Genomic DNA, 22,089 nt, shown 5'->3' with positions numbered 1-22,089 from the left:
TCGCACGTCGCACTGTCGCCACGCGTGAGGACGCTCGGGAGACGGACCGCCGGTTACGCCCGATACGGCCGCTCGTCCAGGATTTCCACCAGACGCAGAAGATAGCCGTCGGGGTCCTGCACCAGCATCTCGATCTGGCCGTGTTCCAGATCGTCCTGGCGATACCACGACGTCCGCGGCTCGGCGAACAGCGCGATGCCTGCGTCGCGCAAGCGGTGGTGAATGGGCTCGATCGAGTCGACCTCGATCTGCAGATTGATGCCTTGCCCGCGCGGAAACTGCATCGGGCCGGTCAGCCAGCTCTCCGGATGCTGCTGCTCGAGCATCAACTGGGCGTGCCCGAGGTCGAGATAGGCAAAGCGATCCTCGGGACGCTCGAAGCGAACCCGGAAGCCAAGCAGGTCACGATAGAACGTCATGCTCCGGGCGAGGTCCGTGCAGATCAGTTCCGGAACGAGAGCGGCCCATTCCATGGCGGGTCTCCTTGATTGACGGGGTGAGCCGCGTCGCGCGCAGCGGAAGCGGAAGATTCAGCGCAGGTCGTCGCGGCCTCGACGAAGGGTCGCCAATCATACCCGGCAAGGCCCCGGCCTTCGCCTGCATTTTTGCGCGTCGCGCCGATCCATTGGCCCGGTCACGTCGAGCCGGGCTCACCGGCGCAGCGGCAAGCCGCCGCGCCGGCGCCCGCACGTCACGCATTCACCGCTTCGACCCGCTGCCGCGCTGGCGACGTATCGCTGACGATCTGCCCGTTGTCGAGCTTCAGCAGCCGGTCGGCCAGGTTGAAGTAGCGATCGTCGTGCGTGATCACGACCACCGCCTTGCCGCGCGCGCGCAGCTCGGGCAGCAGCTGTTCGTAGAACACCGCCTTGAACGTCGGATCCTGGTCGGCCGCCCATTCGTCGAACAGGTAGAAAGGCCGGTCCTCCAGATACGCGACGACGAGCGCGAGCCGCTTGCGCTGCCCGGTCGACAGCGCGCGGGTCGAGAACGCGCCGTCGACCACCTTCACCTTGTGATCGAGCGCGAGCTTCGCGACCAGCGCGTTCGCGCGCGCATCGGCCTGCGCGCGCGCCGGATCGTCGGGGTCGACGATGCCGAGCAGCGCGTCGAACAGGTGGAAATCGTTGAACACCGCGCTGAAGCGCTGCCGGTACGCGGCGCGCTCGCGCCAGCCGATCGGCCGGCCGTCGACCTCGATCGCGCCTGCCTCGGGCTCGTAAAGCCCCGTCAGCACCTTCGCGAGCGTGGTCTTGCCGCTGCCGTTGCCGCCGACGATGAACACCAGTTCGCCGGGCTTCAGCGTCAGGTCGATCGGGCCGATGCTGAACATGCGCTCGTCGCGCTCGTGGAAATACGAATGCGTGACGCCGCGCAGCGTAACCGCGCCGGCGGGCGAGACGGCGGACACTGCGTCCGGCGCGTCGCTCGCCGGCGGCGCCGTGCGCAGCGCGCCGAACTCGGCCATCACGTCCTCGATGCGCGCGAGCGACACGCGCGCCGCGTTGACGGTCGGCAGGTTGTTCAGCAGCCCGTCGAGCGGCACCAGCATGAACAGGAACACGACCACGTAGCCGGCCGTCGCGCCCGGATCCGCGTGCACGCCGAGCGCCGGCCAGAACGCGGCCGCGCCGAGGAACACATAGAACAGGAAGATGATCCAGCCCACGCCGACCGCATACGCGCTGAACGCGCGGCGGCGGTGGTCGCGCACCTCGCCGATCGCCGCGCCCAACTGGCCGTCGACGAACTGGCGGGCGCGCGCGTCGTGCAGCTTCAGCTCCTTCGCGCCGGAGAACAGCGCGCCGAGATAGCCGAACAGCTTGTCCTGCGCGCGGCCCGCCGCTTCGAGCGATGCGATCGCGCGGCGGTCGCCGGTGTGATAGCCGAGCGAGCCCGCGACGATCGCCGCGAGCGCCAGCAGGCACACGGGCCACGACAGCCACGCGAGATAGCCGAGGCAGCCGAACACGATCGAGCCGTGCATCACGAGGTTCGGCAGTGCGAAGAACAGCATCGACACGTTGGTCGCGTCGTCGGTCAGCACCGATTGCACGGGCGCCGCGCCGATGCGCTCGACGTCGCGCAGCTCGGCCGCGCCGACCCGGCGCGCGAGATGCGCGCGCAGCCGCGCCATCGTGTCCTGCGACAGCCGCGCGAACAGCACGCCCGACACGATCCGCGTAACCAGCGCGATCACCGCGCACAGCGCGAAGCGCCATGCGAGCGTCGTATCGGCGGCGCCCGGCTGCGCGAGCGCACGGTTCAGTGTCGCGACCAGCAGCACGCTCGCGACGCCGTTCAGCACGCACGCGACGAGCGCGAGCGCGAGCGCGGCGCGGCTTTCGCGCAGCAGCGCGAGGATCAGGCGCGCCGCCGGGCGCGCGGGCGGCGCGGCGTCGGCGGGCGGACGGGAAGGCGGGGGAGAAGGCTCGTGGGCGGCTGTCATCGGCAACGTCAATAGAGGGAGAACGAATGGCGGCGCGGCGCGCCTCCTGCCGAATAGACGAATGGGCTCCGGAAATATTTAGCAAGACGGCCCTCGGCGACGAAGCGTTGAACATTCGCGGTAAAAAATCGGCCGCGCCGTTCGTCACACCAGTGAAGCCGCCCAGCGCGGCCCCGTGACTTGGCCGAAGCGGCCGGACCCGAAGGACTTCACGCACATGACGAGTTTCCCGACTGCGTTGCACCACCGAATCCGCGAGCTGGCGCGCCGCGCGCCCGACGCGCCCGCGCTCGACATTTCTTTTCCGGCCGCGGCCAGCCTGACGCGCGGCGCGCTCGATGCGCGCGCGTCGCGGCTCGCGCGGCGGCTGCGCGCGGCCGGCGTCGGCGCCGAGGTGCGGGTGGGCGTGTGCGTCGAGCGCTCGTGCGAGCTGTTCGTCGCGCTGCTGGCCGTGCTGAAGGCGGGCGGCGTGTTCGTGCCGCTCGATCCGCGCCATCCGGCCGCGCGCCTCGACTGGATCGTGCGCGACGCGCACCTGCGGCACGGCATCGTCGACGCGGCCGGCCGCGCGGCGCTGGGCACGCCGTTCGCGCATGCGTTCGACGTGGCCGACGACGGCGAGCAAGCGGCCGGCGCATCGATCGAAGAAGACGATGACGCGCCGGTGCATCCGCGTGCGGCCGCCTACATGATCTATACGTCGGGCTCGACCGGCACGCCGAAGGCGGTGGTGGTCGAGCACGGGCCGCTCGCCGCGCACTGCGACGCGCTCGCGGCCGCGCTGCCGATCGGGGCCGGCGACCGCCTGCTGCATTTCGCGTCGGTCAATTTCGACGCCGCGCACGAATGCTGGCTCGCGCCGCTCGCGGTGGGCGCGAGCGTCGCGGTCGCGCCGGCGCAGCCGTTCGCGCCGGACGCCGCGCATGCACTGATGGTGCGCGAACGGGTCAGCGTCGCCGCGTTCCCGCCCGCGTACCTGCGCGAGTTCGCGGCCGTCGCCGCGCGCGACGGCGTGCCGCCCGCGCTGCGCGTGCTCGCGTTCGGCGGCGAGGCGCTGCCGCAGCAGGCGTTCGAGTTCGTGCGGAACACGTTTCCGGCGGTGCGGCTCATCAACGGCTACGGGCCGACCGAAGCGGTGATCTCGCCGATGCTGTGGCCGGTGGAGCCGGGCGAGTCGCCCGCGCTCGCGGCGGACGACGCGTATGCATCGCTGCCGATCGGCCGGACCATCGGCCCGCGCGTCGCCCGCGTCGACGGGATCGACGGCGGCGCGGCCGGCGAGCTGCTGCTCGGCGGCGTGTGCCTTGCGCGCGGCTATCACGGCCGGCCGGCGCTGACGGCCGAGCGCTTCGTGCCCGATCCGGACGGCGCGCCCGGCGCGCGCGTCTATCGCACCGGCGACCTCGCGCGGCTGCGCGACGACGGCGCGTTCGACTACCTCGGCCGCCTCGACGACCAGGTGCAGGTGCGCGGCGTGCGGGTCGAGCCGGCGGAAATCGCCGCGTGCCTGCGCGCGCACCCGGCCGTCGCCGACGCGGCGGTGGTCGCCGAAACGAACGGCGGGCCGACGCGGCTCGTCGCGTGTCTCGTGCTGGCCACGGAGGCCGACGACGCGGTGCTGAAGGCGCATGTCGCCGCCCACCTGCCGGCCGCGTGGCAGCCGCACCAGTACGTGCGCTGCGATGCGCTGCCGTACACGCTGAACGGCAAGCTCGACCGCGCGGCGCTGCGCGAACGGATCGCCGCGGCGCGCACGTCGCGCGCCACGGGCGACGCGGCGCGCACGCCCACCGAGCAACGCGTCGCCGGCATCTGGCAGGCGCTGCTCGGCCTCGACGTCGCGCCGTCGCGCGACGACCGCTTCTTCGCGCTGGGCGCCGATTCGCTCGCGACGATGCAGCTCCAGGCGGCGATTCGCACCGAGTGGCGCGTCAACCTGCGGCTCGACACGCTGTTCGCCGATCCGGCGCTCGCCGAACTGGCCGACGTGATCGATCGCGCGGAGCGCGAAACCGGCGCGCCGGTCGCCACGATCGCGGCGCGTGGGGCGCACGCGGAGGGCGCGAATTTCGTCGAACGCGCCGCGTCGCTCGCGCAGCAGCGCTTCTGGGTGCTCGCGCAGACGCGCGACGCAAGCGCCGCATACCACATCGCCGCACACTGGACGATCGACGGCATCCTCGATCGCGACGCGCTGCAGCGCGCGCTCGATCACGTGATCGGCCGTCACGAAGCCTGGCGCACGACGCTCGTCGAAAACGACGACGGCGTCGTGATGCAGCGGATTCACGCGCGCCTGCCGGTGCCGATCGCACCGGTCGACCTGCGCGACCTGCCGCCGGCCGCCCGCGATGCGCAGGCGGCCGTGCTGGCCGAGCGCGATGCGAGCGCGCCGTTCGATCTGGCCGAAGGCCCGCTCGTGCGCGCGACGCTGCTCGCGCTCGCCGACGATCGCCATCGTCTGATGCTGACCGCGCATCACGCGGTCACCGACGGCTGGAGCTCGCGCTGCGCGTTCGAGGAACTCGCGGCCGCCTATTGCGCGTATGCGAACGGCGACGCGCCGGCGCTGCCCGCACTGCCGATCCAGTATGCGGACTACGCGGACTGGCAGCGCGAGATGCTCGCCGGCGGCGAGGGCGAGCGGCAACTCGACTACTGGCGCGCCGCGCTGCGCGACGCGCCGGGCCCGCTCGCGCTGCCGGTCGATCGGCAGCCGCCGGCCGCCCGCACGCTGCACGGCGCGCGCGTGTCGCTGCGCCTGCCCGACGCGGCGGCCGCCGACGTGCGGCGGCTCGCGCGCAACGCGCACGCGACGGTCTTCACGGTGCTGGCCGCCGCGCTCGACGCATGGCTGTCACGGCTGACGGGCGCGACCGACGTCGTCGTCGCGGTGCCGGTCGCGCATCGCCAGCAGCCGGAAACCCGCGCGCTGCTCGGGCTGTTCCTGAACACCGTCGCACTGCGCGTGCAAGTCGAGCCCGCCGCGCCGTTCGCGGCGCTGGTCGACGCGGCGCGCACGGCGGCGCTCGACGCGGTCGCGCATCAGGACGTGCCGTTCGAGCGCGTCGTCGATGCGGTGAAGCCGCCGGTGCGGCGCGGCGACGAATGGCTGCGCGTCAAGTTCGCGCAGCAGTTCGACGCGCGGCTCGACAGCGCGCTGCCGGGCGCGACCGCGGTCGCGACGCCGGGGCCGGACCTCGCCGCGCGTTTCGATTTCGCGCTCGATTTCACCGACGACGCGAGCGGCATCGAACTCGTCGCCGCGTATGCGACCGACTGCATCGACGCGCCCACCGCGCGCGCATGGCTCGACAGCTATGCGACGCTGGTCGCGGCGGCCGCGCGCGATCCGCAGCGCGCGGTCACGGCGCTGCCGTGCGACGGTGCGCATGGCACACACGAAGCACGTCAGCCGCGCGACGGCCGCATCTTCACGCCCGAGCACGCGGATATCGTCGCGGCGTTCGCGCGGCAGGCCGCCGCGTATCCGCATCGCGTCGCGCTGGCCGATGCGGTCGCGTCGCTGACGTTCGCCGAACTCGACGACGCGTCCAACCGCGTCGCCCGCGCGCTGCAGCTGCGCGGCACGGCGGCCGAGGAAGCGGTCGTCGTGTGCATCGAGCGCTCCGCGCGCTTCGTCGTCGGCCTGCTCGGCGCGCTGAAGGCCGGCGCGCTGGCCGTGCTGCTCGACCCGGCACAGCCGGCCGAGCGGCTGGCCGCGGCGGCCGCCGATTGCCGCGCGCGCTGGGCGCTCGTCGCCGATGGCGCGGCCTGGCCGGCCGACACGCATGCGCAGCCGCTCGACGTCGACGCGCTGGCGGCCGACGCAACGCTCGCGCACGCGGCCGGCACGCGCATCGCACCGCACGCCGAGCAGGGCGCGTACCTGATCTATACGTCGGGCTCGACCGGCACGCCGAAGGGCGTGGTCGTGTCGCACCGCGCGCTCGCGGACTACGTGCAGGGGATGCTCGACGAACTCACGTTCGCGCCCGATGCGTCGTTCGCGATGGTGTCGACCGTCGCGGCCGACCTTGGCCACACGACGCTGTTCGGCGCGCTGTGCGCGGGCCGCACGCTGCATCTGCTGCCGGCGTCGTGCGCGTTCGATCCCGATGCGTTCGCCGACGAGATGCGCCGCCGCGACGTCGGCGTGCTGAAGATCGTGCCGAGCCACCTGCAGGCGTTGCTCGAAGCGCGCGTTCCGGCCGACGTGCTGCCGAGCCATGCGCTCGTGACGGGCGGCGAGACGCTCACGTGGGCGCTGGTCGCGCGGCTCGCCGCGCTGAAGCCCGCGTGCCGCGTGATCAATCACTACGGGCCGACCGAGGCGACCGTCGGCGCGCTGGCATGCGACACCGCGTCGATGGCTGCCGACGCGCGCGACGCGGCGGCCGGCGTGCCGCTCGGCCGCCCGCTGCCGAATGCGCGCGCCTGCGTGCTCGACGCGTTCGGCGCATGCGTGCCGGCCGGCGCGACCGGCGAGCTGTATCTCGGCGGGCCGGGCGTCGCGCGCGGCTATCTGAACCGGCCGGGGCAGACCGCCGAGCGCTTCCTGCCCGATCCGTTCACGCCCGGCGCGCGCCTGTACCGCACCGGCGACCGCGTGCGGCTGCGCGCGGACGGCCGGATCGCCTTCCTCGGCCGCATCGACGACCAGGTGAAGATCCGCGGCTATCGCGTCGAGCCGGGCGAGGTGAGCGCGGCCGTGCGCGCGGCCGACGGCATCGCGCAGGCGGAGACGCTTGCGCTCGAGCATGACGGCCGCATGCGGCTCGTCACGTTCGTCGTCGCACGCGACGGCGCGCCGTTCGACGAAGCGGCGCTGCGCACGCGTTTGGCGGCCACGCTCCCGGACTACATGGTGCCGGCGCAGATCGTCGCGCTGCCGCGCCTGCCGGTGACCGCGAACGGCAAGATCGATCGCGCGGCGCTGCGCGCGCTGGCCGCGGCACCCGTTGCGGCCACCGGCGGCGACGCGCCGCAGGGCGCGGTGGAAACCACGCTCGCGGAAGTGTGGCAGGCCGTGCTGAAAGCGCCGCGCGTCGGACGCGACGACAACTTCTTCGAACTCGGCGGCGATTCGATCCTCGTGCTGCAGGTGATCGCCCGTGCGCGCAAGCGCGGCGTGCGTTTCACGCCGAAGCAGCTGTTCGACGGCCCGACGGTGGCCGAACTGGCGCGCGTCGCGAAGACGGAAGCGGTGGCCGCGCCGGGCTCGGTGCAGCCAGCGACGTCCGCGCCCGCATCCTCCGCGTCGGCCGCCGCCATCGAGCGCGTGCTGACGCCCGCGCAGCAGCGCTTCTTCGCGCTCGGCGTGCCGCAACCGGGCCACTGGAACCAGGCGGTCGCGTTCGACGTGCGCGGCGCGTTCGACGCCGACGCATTCGCGCGCGCGTTCGACGCGTTGCTCACGCATCACGACGCGTTCCGCCAGCGCTTCGCGCGCGGCGCGACCGGCGAATGGCGGGCCGACGATGCGCCGCGCGCGTTCGACGCGTTGCCGTTCGTCGAAGTCGCCGCGCGCGACGACGCCGATGCGCTCGCGCGCTTCGATGCGCTGCAGCGCCGGCTCGACCTCGGCCGCGGCCCGCTCGCCTGCGCGTGCGCGGCGCGGCTGCCGGATGGCGCGACGCGGCTGTTCGTCGCGATCCATCACCTGATCGTCGACGGCGTGTCGTGGCGGATCCTGCTCGACGACCTCGACACCGCATACCGCGCGGCCTGCGAGCGCCGCCCGGTGCGGCTTGCGCCGCAGGGGCCGCGCGCGGACGCGTGGGCCGCGCGGCTGGCACAGGCGGCGACCGATCCGGCATCGCCGTTCGCGAACGAAGCCGCATATTGGGCCGGCATGGCGCACGGCGACGAGCTTGCGCCCGACCATCCGGACGCGGCGGCCACCAACGCGGACGCGGCCGTCGTCGTGCAGACGATCGACGCCGCGCTGACCCGCGCGGCGCTGACCGACGCACACGCCGCGTACCGCACGCAGACGATCGAGCTGCTCGCCGCCGCGCTCGCGATCGCGCTGACCGGCGCGCGCGACGGCGTGCAAACCCCCGTATCGTGCCGCGTCGAACTCGAAGGGCATGGCCGCGAGGCGCTGTTCGACGATGCGGACCCGAGCCGCACGATCGGCTGGCTGACGAGCCACTATCCGGTGTCGCTGCCGATCGCGGCGAGCGCGTGCGACACGCTGTGCGCGATCAAGGACACGCTGCGCGCGGTGCCGCACAAGGGCCTCGGCTTCGGCGTGCTCGCGCACTACGGCGCTGCGGCGACGCGCGCGGCGCTGGCCGCGGTGCCGCGCCCGCGCGTCACGTTCAACTATCTCGGCCAGTTCGATGCGCCGCGCGACGCGACGCTCGTGCCGCGCTTCGGCGGCGCCGGCGTCGAGCGCGACCCGCAGGGCCCGCTCGGCAACCTGCTCGCGATCCACGCGTACCTGGACGACGGCCGCGACGGCGCGCGCACGCTGAAGCTGCACTGGGTGTACGGCGCGCCGCAGTTCGAGCGCGCGACGATCGACGCGCTCGCCGCGCGGTTCGCGGCGGCGCTGCGCGAACTCGTCGATGCATGCGCGACACGCGTCGCGCGGCGCGGCGGCGGCGCGACGCCGGGCGATTTCCCGCTCGCGCGGCGCGCGGGCCTCACGCAGGCGGCGATCGAGCGCGCGCCGCTCGACTGGCGCACGATCGACGATGTCTATCCGCTGTCGCCGATGCAGCAGGGGATCCTGTTCCATGCGCTGTTCGCGCCCGGCCACGCGAGCTACGTGAACCAGCTCGTCGCGACCGCGACGCGGCTCGACGCGGATCGGCTCGCGGCCGCGTTCGACGCATCGATCGCGCGGCACGACATCCTGCGCACCAGCGTAATGCCGGACGAAGCCGCGCCGCTGCAGCGCGTGCATCGCCAGGCGGCGCAGCCGGTCGAGCAGCTCGACTGGCGCACGCGCGGCGCGGCGTTCGACGCGGATTTCGACGCCTGGCTCGCGGCCGACCGCGCGCGCGGCTTCGACTGGAACCAGCCGCCGCTGATGCGGCTCACGCTGATCCGCGAGACGGACGACGCATGGCGCGTCGTGTGGACCCGCCATCACGTGCTGCTCGACGGCTGGAGCACCGCGCGCCTGCTCGCCGACGTGCTGCGCGACTATCGCGACCCGGATGCCGTGTCGCCGTTCGCGAGCCGCCCGGCGCTGCGCTATCGCGACTTCATCGCGTGGCTCGGCGAGCGCGACCGCGATGCGGAGGAACGTTTCTGGACCGCACGCCTCGCGCGGCTCGACGCGCCGACGCTGATCGCCGAGCGCACGGCCGATCGTGCGGAGGCCGACGTCGTCACGTGGCGCGCGTCGATCGGCACGGACGCGATGGCACGCGTCACCCACGCGGCGCGCGCGCTGAAGCTGACCGTCAACACGCTGGTGCAGGGCGCGTGGGCGCTCGCGCTGCAGCGGATGACCCACCAGCCGGCGGTGGCGTTCGGCGCGACCGTCGCGGGCCGCCCGGACGCGCTGCCGGACGTCGACGCGGTGCTGGGCCTGTTCATCAACACGGTGCCGGTGATCACCGCGCCCGCGCCGCAGCAGCGCGCGGCCGACTGGCTGCAGGCGCTGCAGCGCGACAACGCGGCGGCGGCCGAGCATGCGCACACGCCGCTCGCCGACATCCAGCGCTGGGCGCGCGGCGCGGGCGGGGCGCTGTTCGACACGCTGGTGGTATTCGAGAACTACCCGGTCGAAGCGACCGACGGCGGCGACGATCCGCGCGCGCTCGCGCTGCGCGACGTCCGCAGCATCGAGTCGACCGATTTCGCGCTGACGCTCGTGATCGAGAGCGGCGCGGACCTGACGATCGACTATGGCTACGACACCGCGCGGATCGACGCCGCGCAGGTCGAGACCTGGCATCGCGCGTTCGCGTGCGCGCTCGACGCGCTGGCCCGCACGCCCGATGCGCGGCTCGGCGCGCTGTCGATCAGCGACGGCGCGGCGCGCGACGCGCTCGCGCAGCGTCAGGCGACTGCCCGCACGTGGCCGGCCGACCGGCAACGGCCGCTGCACGTGCAGTTCGAAGCGGCGGCGCGCGCGACGCCCGACGCGATCGCGCTCGAATATGCGTACGCGCATGGCGGCATGCACCGGATGACGTACCGCGAACTCGATGCATGCACGTCGCGCGTGGCGGCCGCATTGCGGCGGCATGGCGTGCAGCCCGATACGCCGGTCGCGCTGTGCGTCGAGCGCTCGTTCGACATGGTGGCCGCGCTCGTCGGCGTGCTGAAGGCCGGCGCCGCGTACCTGCCGGTCGATCCCGACTATCCGGCCGAGCGCATCGCATACCTGCTGCGCGACGCGCGGCCCGCGGTCGTGCTGACGCAGGCGCACCTGCGCGCGCAGGTCGAAGCCGCGCTCGGCGATGCGGCCGGCACGCAGTTGCTGACGGTGTCCGACCTGCTCGCGCAGGACGCCGCACCGGACACCACCGTCGCGCCCATCGCGATCGTCGACACGCAGCTCGCGTACCTGATCTACACGTCCGGCTCGACCGGCAAGCCGAAGGGCGCCGGCAACACGCACGGCGCGCTCGCGAACCGGATCGCGTGGATGCAGGATGCGTACCGGCTCACGCGCGACGACGTCGTGCTGCACAAGACGCCGTTCGGCTTCGACGTGTCGGTGTGGGAATTCGTGTGGCCGCTGTCCGTGGGCGCGAAGCTCGCGATCGCCGCGCCCGGCGACCATCGCGATCCGGCGCGCCTGGCCGCCGCGATCCACGCGCATCGCGTGACGGTGCTGCACTTCGTGCCGTCGATGCTCGCCGCGTTCGCCGCGCATCTCGACGATTTCGGCGCCGCGGCGCAGTGCGACAGCGTGCGCCTGATCGTCGCGAGCGGCGAGGCCCTGGCGCCCGAACTCGTCGCGAAGGTCGCGCGCCTGCTGCCGCGCGCGACGCTGGTCAATCTGTACGGGCCGACCGAGGCGGCGATCGACGTGTCGCACTGGACCTGCGGCCCGGCCGACGCGCACGCGCACGCGGTGCCGATCGGCCATCCGATCGCGAACCTGCAACTGCACGTGCTCGACGCCGCATGGCAGCCGGTGCCGGCGGGCGCGACCGGCGAGCTGTACCTGGCCGGCGCGGGCCTCGCGCGCGGCTATCTCGGCCGCCCGGGCCTGAGCGCCGAACGCTTCGTGCCCGATCCGTTCGTGCCGGGCGCGCGCATGTACCGCACCGGCGACCTCGCGCGGCGCCGCGCGGATGGCGCGCTCGACTACCTCGGCCGCGTCGATACGCAGGTGAAGCTGCGCGGCCAGCGTATCGAGCCGGGCGAGATCGAGGCGCTGCTGCGCGCGGCGCCGGGCGTGCACGACGCGGTCGTGATCGTGCGCGACGAGCAACTGATCGGCTATGTCGCGCGCGGCGACGCGCAGACGCTCGACACGGCGGCGCTGCTCGACGCGCTGCGCGCGCAGTTGCCGGCCTACATGGTGCCGTCGCAGCTGATCGAACTCGACGCGCTGCCGGTCACGCCGAACGGCAAGTGCGATCGCCATGCGCTGCCCGCGCCGGTGCGCGAAGCGGCGACGGAAGTGATGCTCGCGACCGACACCGAGCGTGCGCTCGCGGCGATCTGGCAGCGCGTGCTGCACGTCGATGCGATCGGCCGCGACGGCGATTTCTTCCTGCTCGGTGGCCATTCGCTGCTGGCGACGCAGGCCCACGCGCAGGCGAACCTGCACTGGGGCCTCGCGCTGCCGCTGCGCACGCTGTTCGACACCCGCACGCTCGCGCGCTGCGCGGAGGCGATCGACTCGGCCTGCGCGGCGCGCGGCGCGACCGATGCGGCGAGCGCGATCGATGCGCTGCTCGGCGAACTGGAAATTCAATAAGGACGACGGATGACGACGGTTCAACCCGACTGGCTAGCGCTCGCGACGCGTTTCGCGCAACTGCCCGACGCGCAGCGCGCGGTGTTCATCGACAAGCTCGGCGCGGCCGGCATCGATTTCCGCGTGCTGCCGATTCCGCCGCGCACGCCGCGCAGCGAGCGCGTGCCGGCGTCGTTCGCGCAGACGCGGCTGTGGCTGCATCAACGGCTGATCGACGCAAGCGACGCGTATCACATCACCGAGCGGCTCGCGCTGACGGGCCCGCTCGACGCGCATGCGCTGCGGCTCGCGTGCGACGCGCTGATCGCGCGCCACGAGGCGCTGCGCACGACTTTCGACGAAGCGGCCGACGGCGTCGCGCAGACGATCCACGCGCCGCTGCGCTGCCCGTGGCGCGAGACGGACCTGTCGTCGCTCGCCGCGCCGCAGCGGGCCGCGCGCGCCGACGAGGTCGCGGCGGCGGACGAGGCGCAGCCGTTCGACCTGGGCGTCGCGCCGCTCGTGCGTGCGCACTTGATCCGGCTCGACGCGACGCATCACGTGCTCGCGCTGACCGTGCACCACATCGTGTCGGACGGCTGGTCGTCCGGCGTGATGCTCGACGAACTCGCCGCGTTCTACCGCGCGTACGCGACCGATACGCCGGTGCGGCTCGCGCCGCTGCCGATCCAGTACGCCGACTACGCGCTGTGGCAGCGCCGCTGGCTCGATGCCGGCGAGCGCGAGCGGCAGCTCGCATTCTGGCGCGCGCGGCTCGATCCGCAGCGCGGCGTGCTGACGCTGCCCGGCGCGGGCGCACGGCCGGCCCGCCGCAGCGCGCGCGGGGCACGCCATCTGTTCGCGCTCGACGCGCCGCTCGCCGCGCGATTGCGCGCGTTCGCGGCCGCATCGGGCGCGACGCCGTTCGCGGTGCTGCTCGCGGCGCTCGACGCGCTGCTCGCGCGCGCGACCGGCGATGCGCGGATCTGCGTCGGCGTGCCCGCCGCGAACCGCGAGCGCGCGGAAACGGCCGGGCTGATCGGCTTCTTCGTCAACACGCTCGCGATCGACGTCGACGTCGCGCCGCAAGACGGCTTCGCGGCGCTCGTCGCCCGCACGCAGCGCGCGCTGGTCGATGCGCAGATGCACCAGGACGTGCCGTTCGAACAGGTGGTCGACGCGCTCGGCGTGCCGCGCAGCGCGAGCCACCATCCGCTGTTCCAGGTGATGGCCGCCTACGGCGAGCGCCGCGCGCTGCCGCCGCTCGGAGCACTTGAAAACTCGGCGGCGGTGGCGGTGCTGCCGTCCGGCACGCCGTCCGCGAAATTCGACCTGACGCTCAGCGTCGAGGCGACGCCGTCCGGCACGTTCGACGCCGCGTTCATCTACGCGCTGGACCTGTTCGACGCCGATGCGATCGCGCGGCTCGCGCAGCGCTTCGTCACGCTGCTCGCCGATGCGCTCGCGCGGCCCGAGCTGCCGCTCGGCGATCTCGACTGGCTGCCGGCGGCGGAGCGCGCGCAGCTGTTCGCGTGGAACGCCGCGCCGGACGCGATCGCCAGCGAACCGTTCATCCCCGTGCACGCGCGGATCGCCGCGCATGCGCACGCGCGGCCCGACGCGCGCGGCGTGGCCGACATCGATCGCGCGCTGACGCGCGGCGAAGTCGATGCACGCGCGGCGCGGCTCGCGCGCCAGCTCGTCGCGGCCGGCGTGCGCCCGGAAATGCGCGTCGGCGTCGCGCTGCAGCGCTCGGTCGACCTGCTCGTCGCGCTGATCGCGGTGCTGAAATCCGGCGCCGCATTCGTGCCGCTCGATCCCGCGCATCCGCGCGAGCGCCTCGAACAGATCGTCGGCGACGCGCGCATCGCGCACGTGCTGACCGACGCACGCAGCGCGGCCGCGCTTCCTGAGCTGCCGTCGCTGCGCGTCTGGCGCGCCGACGCGATCGACGTGCTCGACGAGCTCGCGCACGTCGCGCTGCCCGACGTGCTGCCGGGCCATGCCGCGTACGCGATCTACACGTCGGGCTCGACCGGCAAGCCGAAGGGCGTGATCGTCGACCACGCGTCTTTCGCGCTGCACTGCGCGGCGATCGCCGAACGCTACGGCGCGGGCGAGGACGACGTGTTCCTGCTGTTCCAGTCGGTCAACTTCGACGGCGCGCACGAGGGCTGGTTTTCGCAATACATGTCGGGGGCCGCGGTGTCGGTGACGGCCGACGTGCTGTGGCCGCCCGCGCAGACCTGCGCGATGATGGTGCGCGACGGCGTGACGATGACCTACGTGCCGCCCGGCTGCGCCGCGCAGCTCGCCGAATGGGCGCTCGCGCACGGCGCGCCGCCCGCGCTGCGCTCGCTGACGGTGGGCGGCGAGGCGACCTCGCGCGAGGCGTTCGCAATGCTGCGCCGCGCGCTGCCGAACGTGCGGGTGGTCAACGGCTACGGCCCGACCGAGACGGTGATCACGCCGACGCTGTGGATGTTCCGCCCGGGCGACGATCTCGCGATGCTCGGCGACGCTGCCTACCTGCCGATCGGCACGCTGGTCGGCGCGCGCACCGCGCACGTGCTCGACGCGCGGCTGCATCCGCTGCCGGTCGGCGTGATCGGCGAGCTGTACCTGGGCGGCGAGGGGATCGGCGTCGCGCGCGGCTACCTCGACCGGCCCGCACTCACCGCCGAGCGCTTCGTGCCCGATCCGTACGGCGCGCCCGGCGCGCGCCTGTATCGCACCGGCGACCTCGTGCGGCGCCGCGCGGACGGCGTGTTCGATTTCATCGGCCGCGTCGATCATCAGGTGAAGCTGCGCGGGCTGCGGATCGAGCTCGGCGAGATCGAGGCCCAGCTCGCCGCGCACGACGCGGTGCGCGAAGCGTGCGCGGTCGTGCACGGGCAGGGCGGGCACGCGCAGCTCGTCGCGTACGTCGAGCTGACCGCCGACGCGCGCGCGGCCGCGCAGCCGGTGGATGCGGCCGCGCTCGATGCGCACCTGCGCCGCACGCTGCCCGATTACATGGTGCCCGCGCAGATCGTCGTGCTCGACGCGCTGCCGCGCAACGCGAACAGCAAGGTCGACCGCGCGCGGCTGCCCGCGCCGCAGCGCGTCGAACGCGCGTACGAGGCGCCGCACGACGGCGACGAGGCCGCGCTCGCGGCGATCTGGCGCGACGTGCTGAACGTCGAGCGGGTGGGCCGCGGCGATCATTTCTTCGAACTCGGCGGCCATTCGCTCGCCGCCGTGCGGGTGGCGACGCGCGTCGCCGAGCGGCTCGGGCGCGACGTGCCGGTGCGCGCGCTGTTCGAGGCGCCGGTGCTCGCGCAGTATGCGCGGCAGGTGGCCGACGCGCCGCGCGCCGCGCACGACGGCGCGCACGCGGCCGGCGCGGTCGCGCTGCGGCCCGATGCGCATGGCGTGTGGCCGCTGTCGCCCGCGCAACGGGCCCTGTGGTTCCTGTGGCGCGCGCAGCCGGACAGCGCCGCGTACAACATTCCGGTCGCACTGCGCGTGCGCGGCCCGCTCGACGTCGACGCGTTGCGCGCCGCGTTCGCGGATACAGCCGCGGCCCATCCGGCGCTGCGCACGCGGCTCGTCGTGCGCGACGGCGCGCTGCCCGGCCAGCGAATCGACGCAGCCCAGCCGGTCGCGTTGCCGGTGATCGACCTCGCCGCGTTGGCCGACCCGCTCGCGCGCGCCACGGCATTGACCGACGAGGACGCGCTGGCGCCGTTCGACCTCGGCGCCGACGCGCCGCTGTGGCGCGCACGTGTGCTTCGGCTCGACGCGGACGATCACGTGCTGTCGATCGCGATCCATCACATCGTTTCGGATGGCGAATCGATCGAGCGCTGGCTGGATGCGATTCGCCAGCGCTACGTCGCGCGAGTGCAGGGCGGCGACGCGACGGCGGCAGCCGCCATCGCCGATGCGCCGCTCGTGCTGCCGGCAGCGGGCGCGCCCGCGCGGGTCGCGTACTGGCGCGACGTGCTCGCGAACCTGCCGCGGCGCATCGTGCCCGAGCGCGCCGACGCGCCCGCCATCCCGCAATGGCGCGCGACGCGCACCGCGTTCGAGTTCGACGCGACGCTGATCCGCGCGGCGCGCGACGCCGCGTCCGCCGCGCACGCGTCGCTGCCGATGCTGCTGCACGCGGCGCTCAACGCCGCGCTGTTCCGCGCGACGGGCGCGGCCGACCAGCCGGTCGGCGTGCTCGCGTCGACGCGCGAACTGACCGGCGACGCCGCACGCGACGCGCTCGGCCTGTTCATCAACGCGGTGGTCGTGCGCACGCGGCTCGACGCGGCCGACCGCCGCGCGGACGTGCTGGCGCGCGTGCGCGACGCGGCGCTGGCCGCCTATGCGCATGCGGATGTGCCGTTCGCGGACGTGGTCGCCGCGCTCGGCGCGCCGCGCGCGGCGGCCGCGAATCCGCTGTTCCAGGTGATGTTCAACTACCTGCGCTCGACCGGCGCGGCCGCGCGCGACTGGGCCGGCCTGTCGCTCGCGGGGTTCGACGACGTGCGGCACCGCGTGGTGTTCACGCTCGAACTCGACGTCGTCGAGCATCCGGACGGCCGCGTGAGCGCGGCGTTCTCGTATGCGAACGAGCTGCTCGACGGCCGCTTCGTCGACGCGCTCGTCGATACGTATCGCGACGAGGTCGAGCGCTTTGCGGTGGCGGGCGGCATGGCGCTCGGCGGGCCGGACGCATGGCTCGCGGACCAGCCAACGCTCGCCGAAGCGGACACGCCGGCGCATGCGCCCGCATCGCGAACGGCCGCCGCGCTCGCGGCGCTGTGGTCGGACACCTTCGCGTCGGCCGCGCCGGCGGCGGAAGCGGACCTGTTCGACGCGGGCGCGACGTCGTTCGACGTCGTGCGCTTCGTCGATGCCGCGAGCCGCGCCGGCCATGCATTGGCGATCGCCGACGTGTTCGCCGCGCCGACGCTCGCCGCGCTCGGCGCGCGGCTCGACGCCCGCGCGCAGACGGGAACGGAGGTGCGTCATGCTGGCTGAAGTGCGCCCGGACGGGCTGACCGCGATCGATACCTTCCGCCTCGCGCTGGCGGGCGACCTGTTCGCGACGCGCGACGGCGCGGAGATTCGCGTTGCGCACGGCGACGGCATCGGCGCGCAATTGTTGCGTGCGCAACTGACAGACGACGGCGCGCTGCGGCTCGTCGCGTACAACCACCGCGCGGCGCCGGCCGACCAGCGGCGCGCGCTGCTGGCCGCGCTGGCCGTCGCGTTCGCCGACGGCGACGGCCGCGCGTCGGTGCGGCTCGATACGGCCGCGTGGCCGGCGGCCGCGCTCGACGCGCTGCGTGCAAGCGGCGTGCTGGCCGATGGCGGCCTGTGCCTGCGCGACGGCTGGGCGCAGCAGGCCGACCTGTGGCTCGTCGATGTCCGCCCGCCGTGCGCGACGCTCTACACGCTCACCCGCAGCCTGCGCCATCCGCGCCGGCCGCCTGCGCCGCGCGGCGACGTCTATGCGCGCGACCTGCCGGCGCTCGGCGTGCGCTTCACGCTGCGCGGCTGGCAGCCCACCGAAGACGCGGCGCGGCTCGCGCGCTGGTTCGACGAGCCGCGCGTGCGGGCCGGCTGGCCCGGCGCGCCGGTGGGCGCGATGCCCGGCGCGGACCCGCACGTGACGCCGCTGATCGGCTGCTTCGACGGCGAGCCGTTCGCGTATTTCGAGGCGTACTGGCTGAAGGAGGACGCGCTGTCGCCGCACGTCGCGCCGCGCGACCACGACCGCGGGCTGCGGATGCTGGTCGGCGCGCCGCGCTGGCGCGGGCCGCAGCGCGTCGCCGGCTGGCTGCCGTCGGTCGTCCATTACCTGTTCCTCGACGATCCGCGCACCGAAGCGGTCGGCTGCGCCGTGCCGGCCGGCCATGCGCGGCTCGCCGACCACCTCGCGCGCCACGGTTTCGCGCGGCAGCGCCGCCTGCCGCAGGCCGATGCGCAGCCGCTGTGGATGCACACGCTGCGCGAGGCATTTTTCGCCGGCCGTCACGTATGACGCGCCGGTTTCACCGACAAGGGAGCTGAGAGACATGCAGAGAGAAAACGTATTCGACATGATCGGCGTCGGCTTCGGGCCGTCGAACCTGGCGCTCGCCGTGCGGCTCGCCGAGCGCAGCGGCACGCGCGGGCTCGCGCAGTGCTTCATCGAGCGGCAGCCGGCGTTCGGCTGGCATCGCGGGATGCTGCTCGACGACTGCCGGATGCAGATTTCATTTCTGAAGGACCTGGTCACGATGCGCGACCCGACCAGCCGCTACACGTTCATCAACTATCTGTTCCAGCGCGGCCGGCTGAACGAGTTCATCAACCTGAAGAACTTCTATCCGACCCGCGTCGAGTTCCACGACTACCTGAGCTGGGTCGCGGACGCGTTCGACGAGGACGTGCACTACGGCGAAACCGTCACCGGCATCGAGCCGGTGCGCGGCAGCGGCGAGCAGATCGACGCGCTGCGCGTGCTGTCGCGCGACGCGGCCGGCCGCGAGCGCCAGCGCGTCACGCGCACGCTGTCGGTGGGCGTGGGCGGCACGCCGGCGATTCCCGGCGCGTTCGCCGCGCTCGGCCAGGACCGCGTGATCCATTCGTCGACGTATCTCGCGGACGTCGGCCGGCTGGCCGGCGAAGCGGGCGGCGAGCGCCGCCGCATCGCGGTGATCGGCGCGGGGCAGAGCGCGGCCGAGGTGTTCATCGATCTCGCGCGGCGCTTCCCGCACGTCGACGCGAGCCTCGTGATGCGCGCGGGCGCGCTGAAGCCCGCCGACGACAGCCCGTTCGTCAACGAGATCTTCAGCCCGGCGTTCACCGACGTCGTCTACGCGCAGCCGCAGGACGCGCGCCGCGCGCTGCTCGAACGCTATCGCGACACCAACTACGCGGTGGTCGACCGGCCGCTGATCGAGCAGATCTACGAAATGCTGTACCTGCAGCGCATCGACGGCACGCCGCGCCACGCGCTGCTCGCGAACCGCGCGATCGAGGCCGCCGTGCGCACCGCGACCGGCCAGATCGAACTGACGCTGCGCGACCGGATGAGCGGCGCCACGCACACCGAGCGCTTCGACGGCCTCGTGCTCGCGACCGGCTACCGGCGCGACACCCATTCGGCGCTGCTCGAAGGGCTCGCGCCGCATCTCGGCGACGCGCTCGCGCGCGGCGACGTGACGCGCGACTACCAGCTCGCGACGCCCGCGCACTTCGCGCCGCACATCTACCTGCAGGGCGCGTGCGAAGACAGCCACGGCCTGTCCGACACGCTGCTGTCGGTGCTCGCGCGCCGGGCGGACGAAATCTGCGCGTCGCTCGAAAGCGCGCTCGCGCAGCCGGGCGGCGACGCCCGCACACAACAGACCAGACATGACATCGGGGTGAGCGCCGGCCGGCTGGCCGTCGCTCTTTGACAAAGGGGCGGCCGGGAGGCCGCCAAACAAGTGGAGCAACAGAAGATGGAGTGGGCAACAGGCACGCGTCGGCGTGCGATCGCAGCCGCGGCAAGCGTGGCGTTCTACGTGGCGGCGGGCCAGGCCATGGCCCAGGCGGCGCCCGGCGCGACGGCCAAGGCGGACGCCGCGGCGGCGGGTAGCGCGCCGTCCGGCACGCTGCCGGCGATCAGCGTCAACGCGGCGTCGGAAGGAGACGGCACGGTCGGGCTGGTCGCGCGGCGCAGCACGACCGGCACGAAAACGGACACCCCGATCAACGAGATTCCGCAGACGATCAACGTCGTCACCGCGCAACAGATCGAAATGACGGGCGCGACCGACGTGAACCAGGCACTGCGCTACATCCCGGGCTTCTCGTCGTACGGCTCGGACAACCGCTCCGACTGGTATGCGGCGCTGCGCGGCTTCACGCCGACCGCGTACGTGAACGGGCTGCAGGTGCCGAACACGATCAACCTCGCGAGCTGGCGCGTCGATCCATACATGATCGACAGCATCACCGTGCTGCGCGGGCCGACGTCGGTGCTGTACGGCGCGGGCGACCCCGGCGCGATCGTCGACGTGCAGACCAAGCTCGCGAACGGCGAGCGCGTGCGCGAGGCGGGCGTCGAGCTCGGCAACTACGCGCGCAAGCAGTTCATGATCGACGTCGGCGACAAGCTCGACGCGGACGGCAAGTATGCGTACCGCTTCGTCGGCGTCGCGCGCGACGGCAACGCGGTGACGGGCCCGAACAACGACCAGCGCGTCGCGCTCGCGCCGTCGTTCCGCTGGCGGCCGAACGCGGACACGTCGCTCACCGTGGCGGCCACCTACCTGCAGGACTGGGGCGACATCTCGTCGAACTTCCTGCCCGCGAGCGGCACGGTGCTGCCGAACCCGAACGGCCAGCTCGATCGTGACGTGTATTCGGGCGACCCGAACTTCAACCACTACCGCAAGAAGCAGTGGTCGCTCGGCTACCAGTTCGAGCACAACCTGAACTCGATGTGGACGTTCCGCCAGAACGTGCGCTACATGCGCCTGTCGCTGGACAACGGCTCGGTGTGGGGCGCTGGCTTCGTCGACGGCAGCACGACCGACATCTCGCGCTGGGCCGGGCTGTTCCAGATGAACTACAGCCGCTTCGACATCGACAACAACGTGCAGGCGCGCTTCGGTACGGGCCCGCTCGAGCACACGCTGCTGCTCGGCTTCCAGTACAACCGGCAGACCTCGACCGACAGCGAATGGATCGCGGCGGCGCCGACGCTGAACATCTACAACCCGGTCTACACGCCCGTGACGAGCGCGGTGTTCGCGGATCCGAGCGCAACAGGGCGCACCGACACGTATACGACGATGAACACGTTCGGCGTCTACGCGCAGGACCAGATCCGCTGGAACCGCTGGACGTTGACGCTCGGCGGCCGCGAGGACTGGGTGAACATGCGCCAGGACGACCGCGCGGGCGGCACGCAGTCGAAGGCGGACGTCACCGCGTTCACCGGGCGCGTGGGCCTCACGTATCAGGGCGACTACGGGCTGTCGCCGTACGTCAGCTACGCGACGTCGTTCAACCCGCTGATCGGCGTGAAGATGTTCGGCGGCGGGCTGCCGCTGCCGACGCGCGGCAAGCAGGTCGAACTGGGCCTGCGCTGGCAGCCGCCGGGCAAGAACCTGATGCTGAACGCGGCGATCTACCAGATCAACCAGACCAACGTGCTCACGCCGACGCCGACCAGCCTCGATCCGCAGAACACCACGTCGGTGCAGACCGGCGAGGTGCGCTCGCGCGGCATCGAGCTGAGCGCGACCGGCAAGGTGACGCCGAACCTGTCGATCATCGCGTCGTACGTCTATCAGGACGTGAAGAACGTGAAGGCGAACGACGCGTCGCTGGACAAGTGGCCGGTCGACATCCCGCGGCCGCGCCAGATGGCGTCGCTGTGGGCCGACTGGACGTGGCACACGGGGCCGCTCGCGGGCTTCGGCCTCGGCGGCGGCGTGCGCTACCAGAGCGCGTCGGCCGGCGCGCAGGACAACTCGCTGTCGGTGGCGAGCTACACGCTGTACGACGCGGCGATTCACTACGACACGCGCAACTGGCGCTTCGCGGTGAACGCGACGAACCTGTTCAACCGCCACTACATCAGCGGTTGCCAGTCGTCGTCGGTCTGCCTGTTCGGCAACGAACGCACCGTGGTCGCCACCGCGAAATACAACTGGTGACGCCGCGCGCCGCGGCGTGCGCGTGCCGGCCTTCGCGGGCCGGTGCGCGCGGGCCGCGGCGGCGCCGTCCTTTTCCTCATCAC

At 73.1% G+C, this 22,089-nt stretch carries 7 protein-coding genes; 5 read left to right on the top strand and 2 right to left on the bottom strand.

All coding sequences use genetic code 11. The features are described 5' to 3' along the window. Positions 1-53: 53 nt before the first annotated feature. Together HWY45_RS09760 and HWY45_RS09755 are read right to left on the bottom strand one after the other, a co-directional pair. A complete protein-coding gene (locus HWY45_RS09760; RefSeq protein ID WP_059560603.1) occupies positions 54-473 on the bottom strand; it encodes a bleomycin resistance protein in 420 nt (139 codons plus the stop codon). 218 nt (positions 474-691) lie between these two features. Continuing rightward, positions 692-2,449, bottom strand: a complete 1,758-nt coding sequence (locus HWY45_RS09755; RefSeq protein ID WP_059886006.1) for a cyclic peptide export ABC transporter — start codon at positions 2,447-2,449, stop codon at positions 692-694. A 217-nt stretch (positions 2,450-2,666) separates the two neighbouring features. Between HWY45_RS09755 and HWY45_RS09750 the strand changes: the two genes are divergently transcribed. From HWY45_RS09750 to HWY45_RS09730, 5 genes are read left to right on the top strand one after another with little or no spacing between them, the layout of a single operon-like run. Then, positions 2,667-12,350, top strand: a complete 9,684-nt coding sequence (locus tag HWY45_RS09750) for a non-ribosomal peptide synthetase (RefSeq protein WP_059886228.1) — start codon at positions 2,667-2,669, stop codon at positions 12,348-12,350. 9 nt (positions 12,351-12,359) lie between these two features. Further along, entirely contained in the window at positions 12,360-17,345 is a 4,986-nt protein-coding gene (locus tag HWY45_RS09745; protein WP_059886004.1) for a non-ribosomal peptide synthetase, read from the top strand. Then, the gene (locus HWY45_RS09740; RefSeq protein ID WP_059886002.1) at positions 17,335-18,351 is read left to right on the top strand and encodes a GNAT family N-acetyltransferase; all 1,017 of its coding nucleotides are present in this window, start codon (positions 17,335-17,337) and stop codon (positions 18,349-18,351) included. Before HWY45_RS09745 ends, HWY45_RS09740 begins: the two co-directional genes overlap by 11 nt. Positions 18,352-18,385: 34 nt before the next feature. Further along, positions 18,386-19,753, top strand: a complete 1,368-nt coding sequence (locus HWY45_RS09735) for a lysine N(6)-hydroxylase/L-ornithine N(5)-oxygenase family protein (protein WP_059886000.1) — start codon at positions 18,386-18,388, stop codon at positions 19,751-19,753. Between the two features lie 45 nt (positions 19,754-19,798). Beyond that, on the top strand, positions 19,799-22,006 hold the full coding sequence (locus tag HWY45_RS09730) for a TonB-dependent siderophore receptor (protein WP_059886225.1): 2,208 nt from the start codon (positions 19,799-19,801) through the stop codon (positions 22,004-22,006). Positions 22,007-22,089: the final 83 nt, after the last annotated feature.

Origin of the sequence: Burkholderia stagnalis, assembly GCF_902830275.1 — a bacterium.
Taxonomy (GTDB): Bacteria; Pseudomonadota; Gammaproteobacteria; order Burkholderiales; family Burkholderiaceae; genus Burkholderia; species Burkholderia stagnalis.
This window is presented reverse-complemented; position numbering and strand designations above follow the sequence as displayed.

Bases quoted from the DNA above. Each gene is read 5' to 3' on its own strand.
- HWY45_RS09760 (WP_059560603.1), bottom strand. From the start codon at position 473: ATGGAATGGGCCGCTCTCGTTCCGGAACTGATCTGCACGGACCTCGCC.
- HWY45_RS09755 (WP_059886006.1), bottom strand. From the start codon at position 2,449: ATGACAGCCGCCCACGAGCCTTCTCCCCCGCCTTCCCGTCCGCCCGCC.
- HWY45_RS09750 (WP_059886228.1), top strand. From the start codon at position 2,667: ATGACGAGTTTCCCGACTGCGTTGCACCACCGAATCCGCGAGCTGGCG.
- HWY45_RS09745 (WP_059886004.1), top strand. From the start codon at position 12,360: ATGACGACGGTTCAACCCGACTGGCTAGCGCTCGCGACGCGTTTCGCG.
- HWY45_RS09740 (WP_059886002.1), top strand. From the start codon at position 17,335: ATGCTGGCTGAAGTGCGCCCGGACGGGCTGACCGCGATCGATACCTTC.
- HWY45_RS09735 (WP_059886000.1), top strand. From the start codon at position 18,386: ATGCAGAGAGAAAACGTATTCGACATGATCGGCGTCGGCTTCGGGCCG.
- HWY45_RS09730 (WP_059886225.1), top strand. From the start codon at position 19,799: ATGGAGTGGGCAACAGGCACGCGTCGGCGTGCGATCGCAGCCGCGGCA.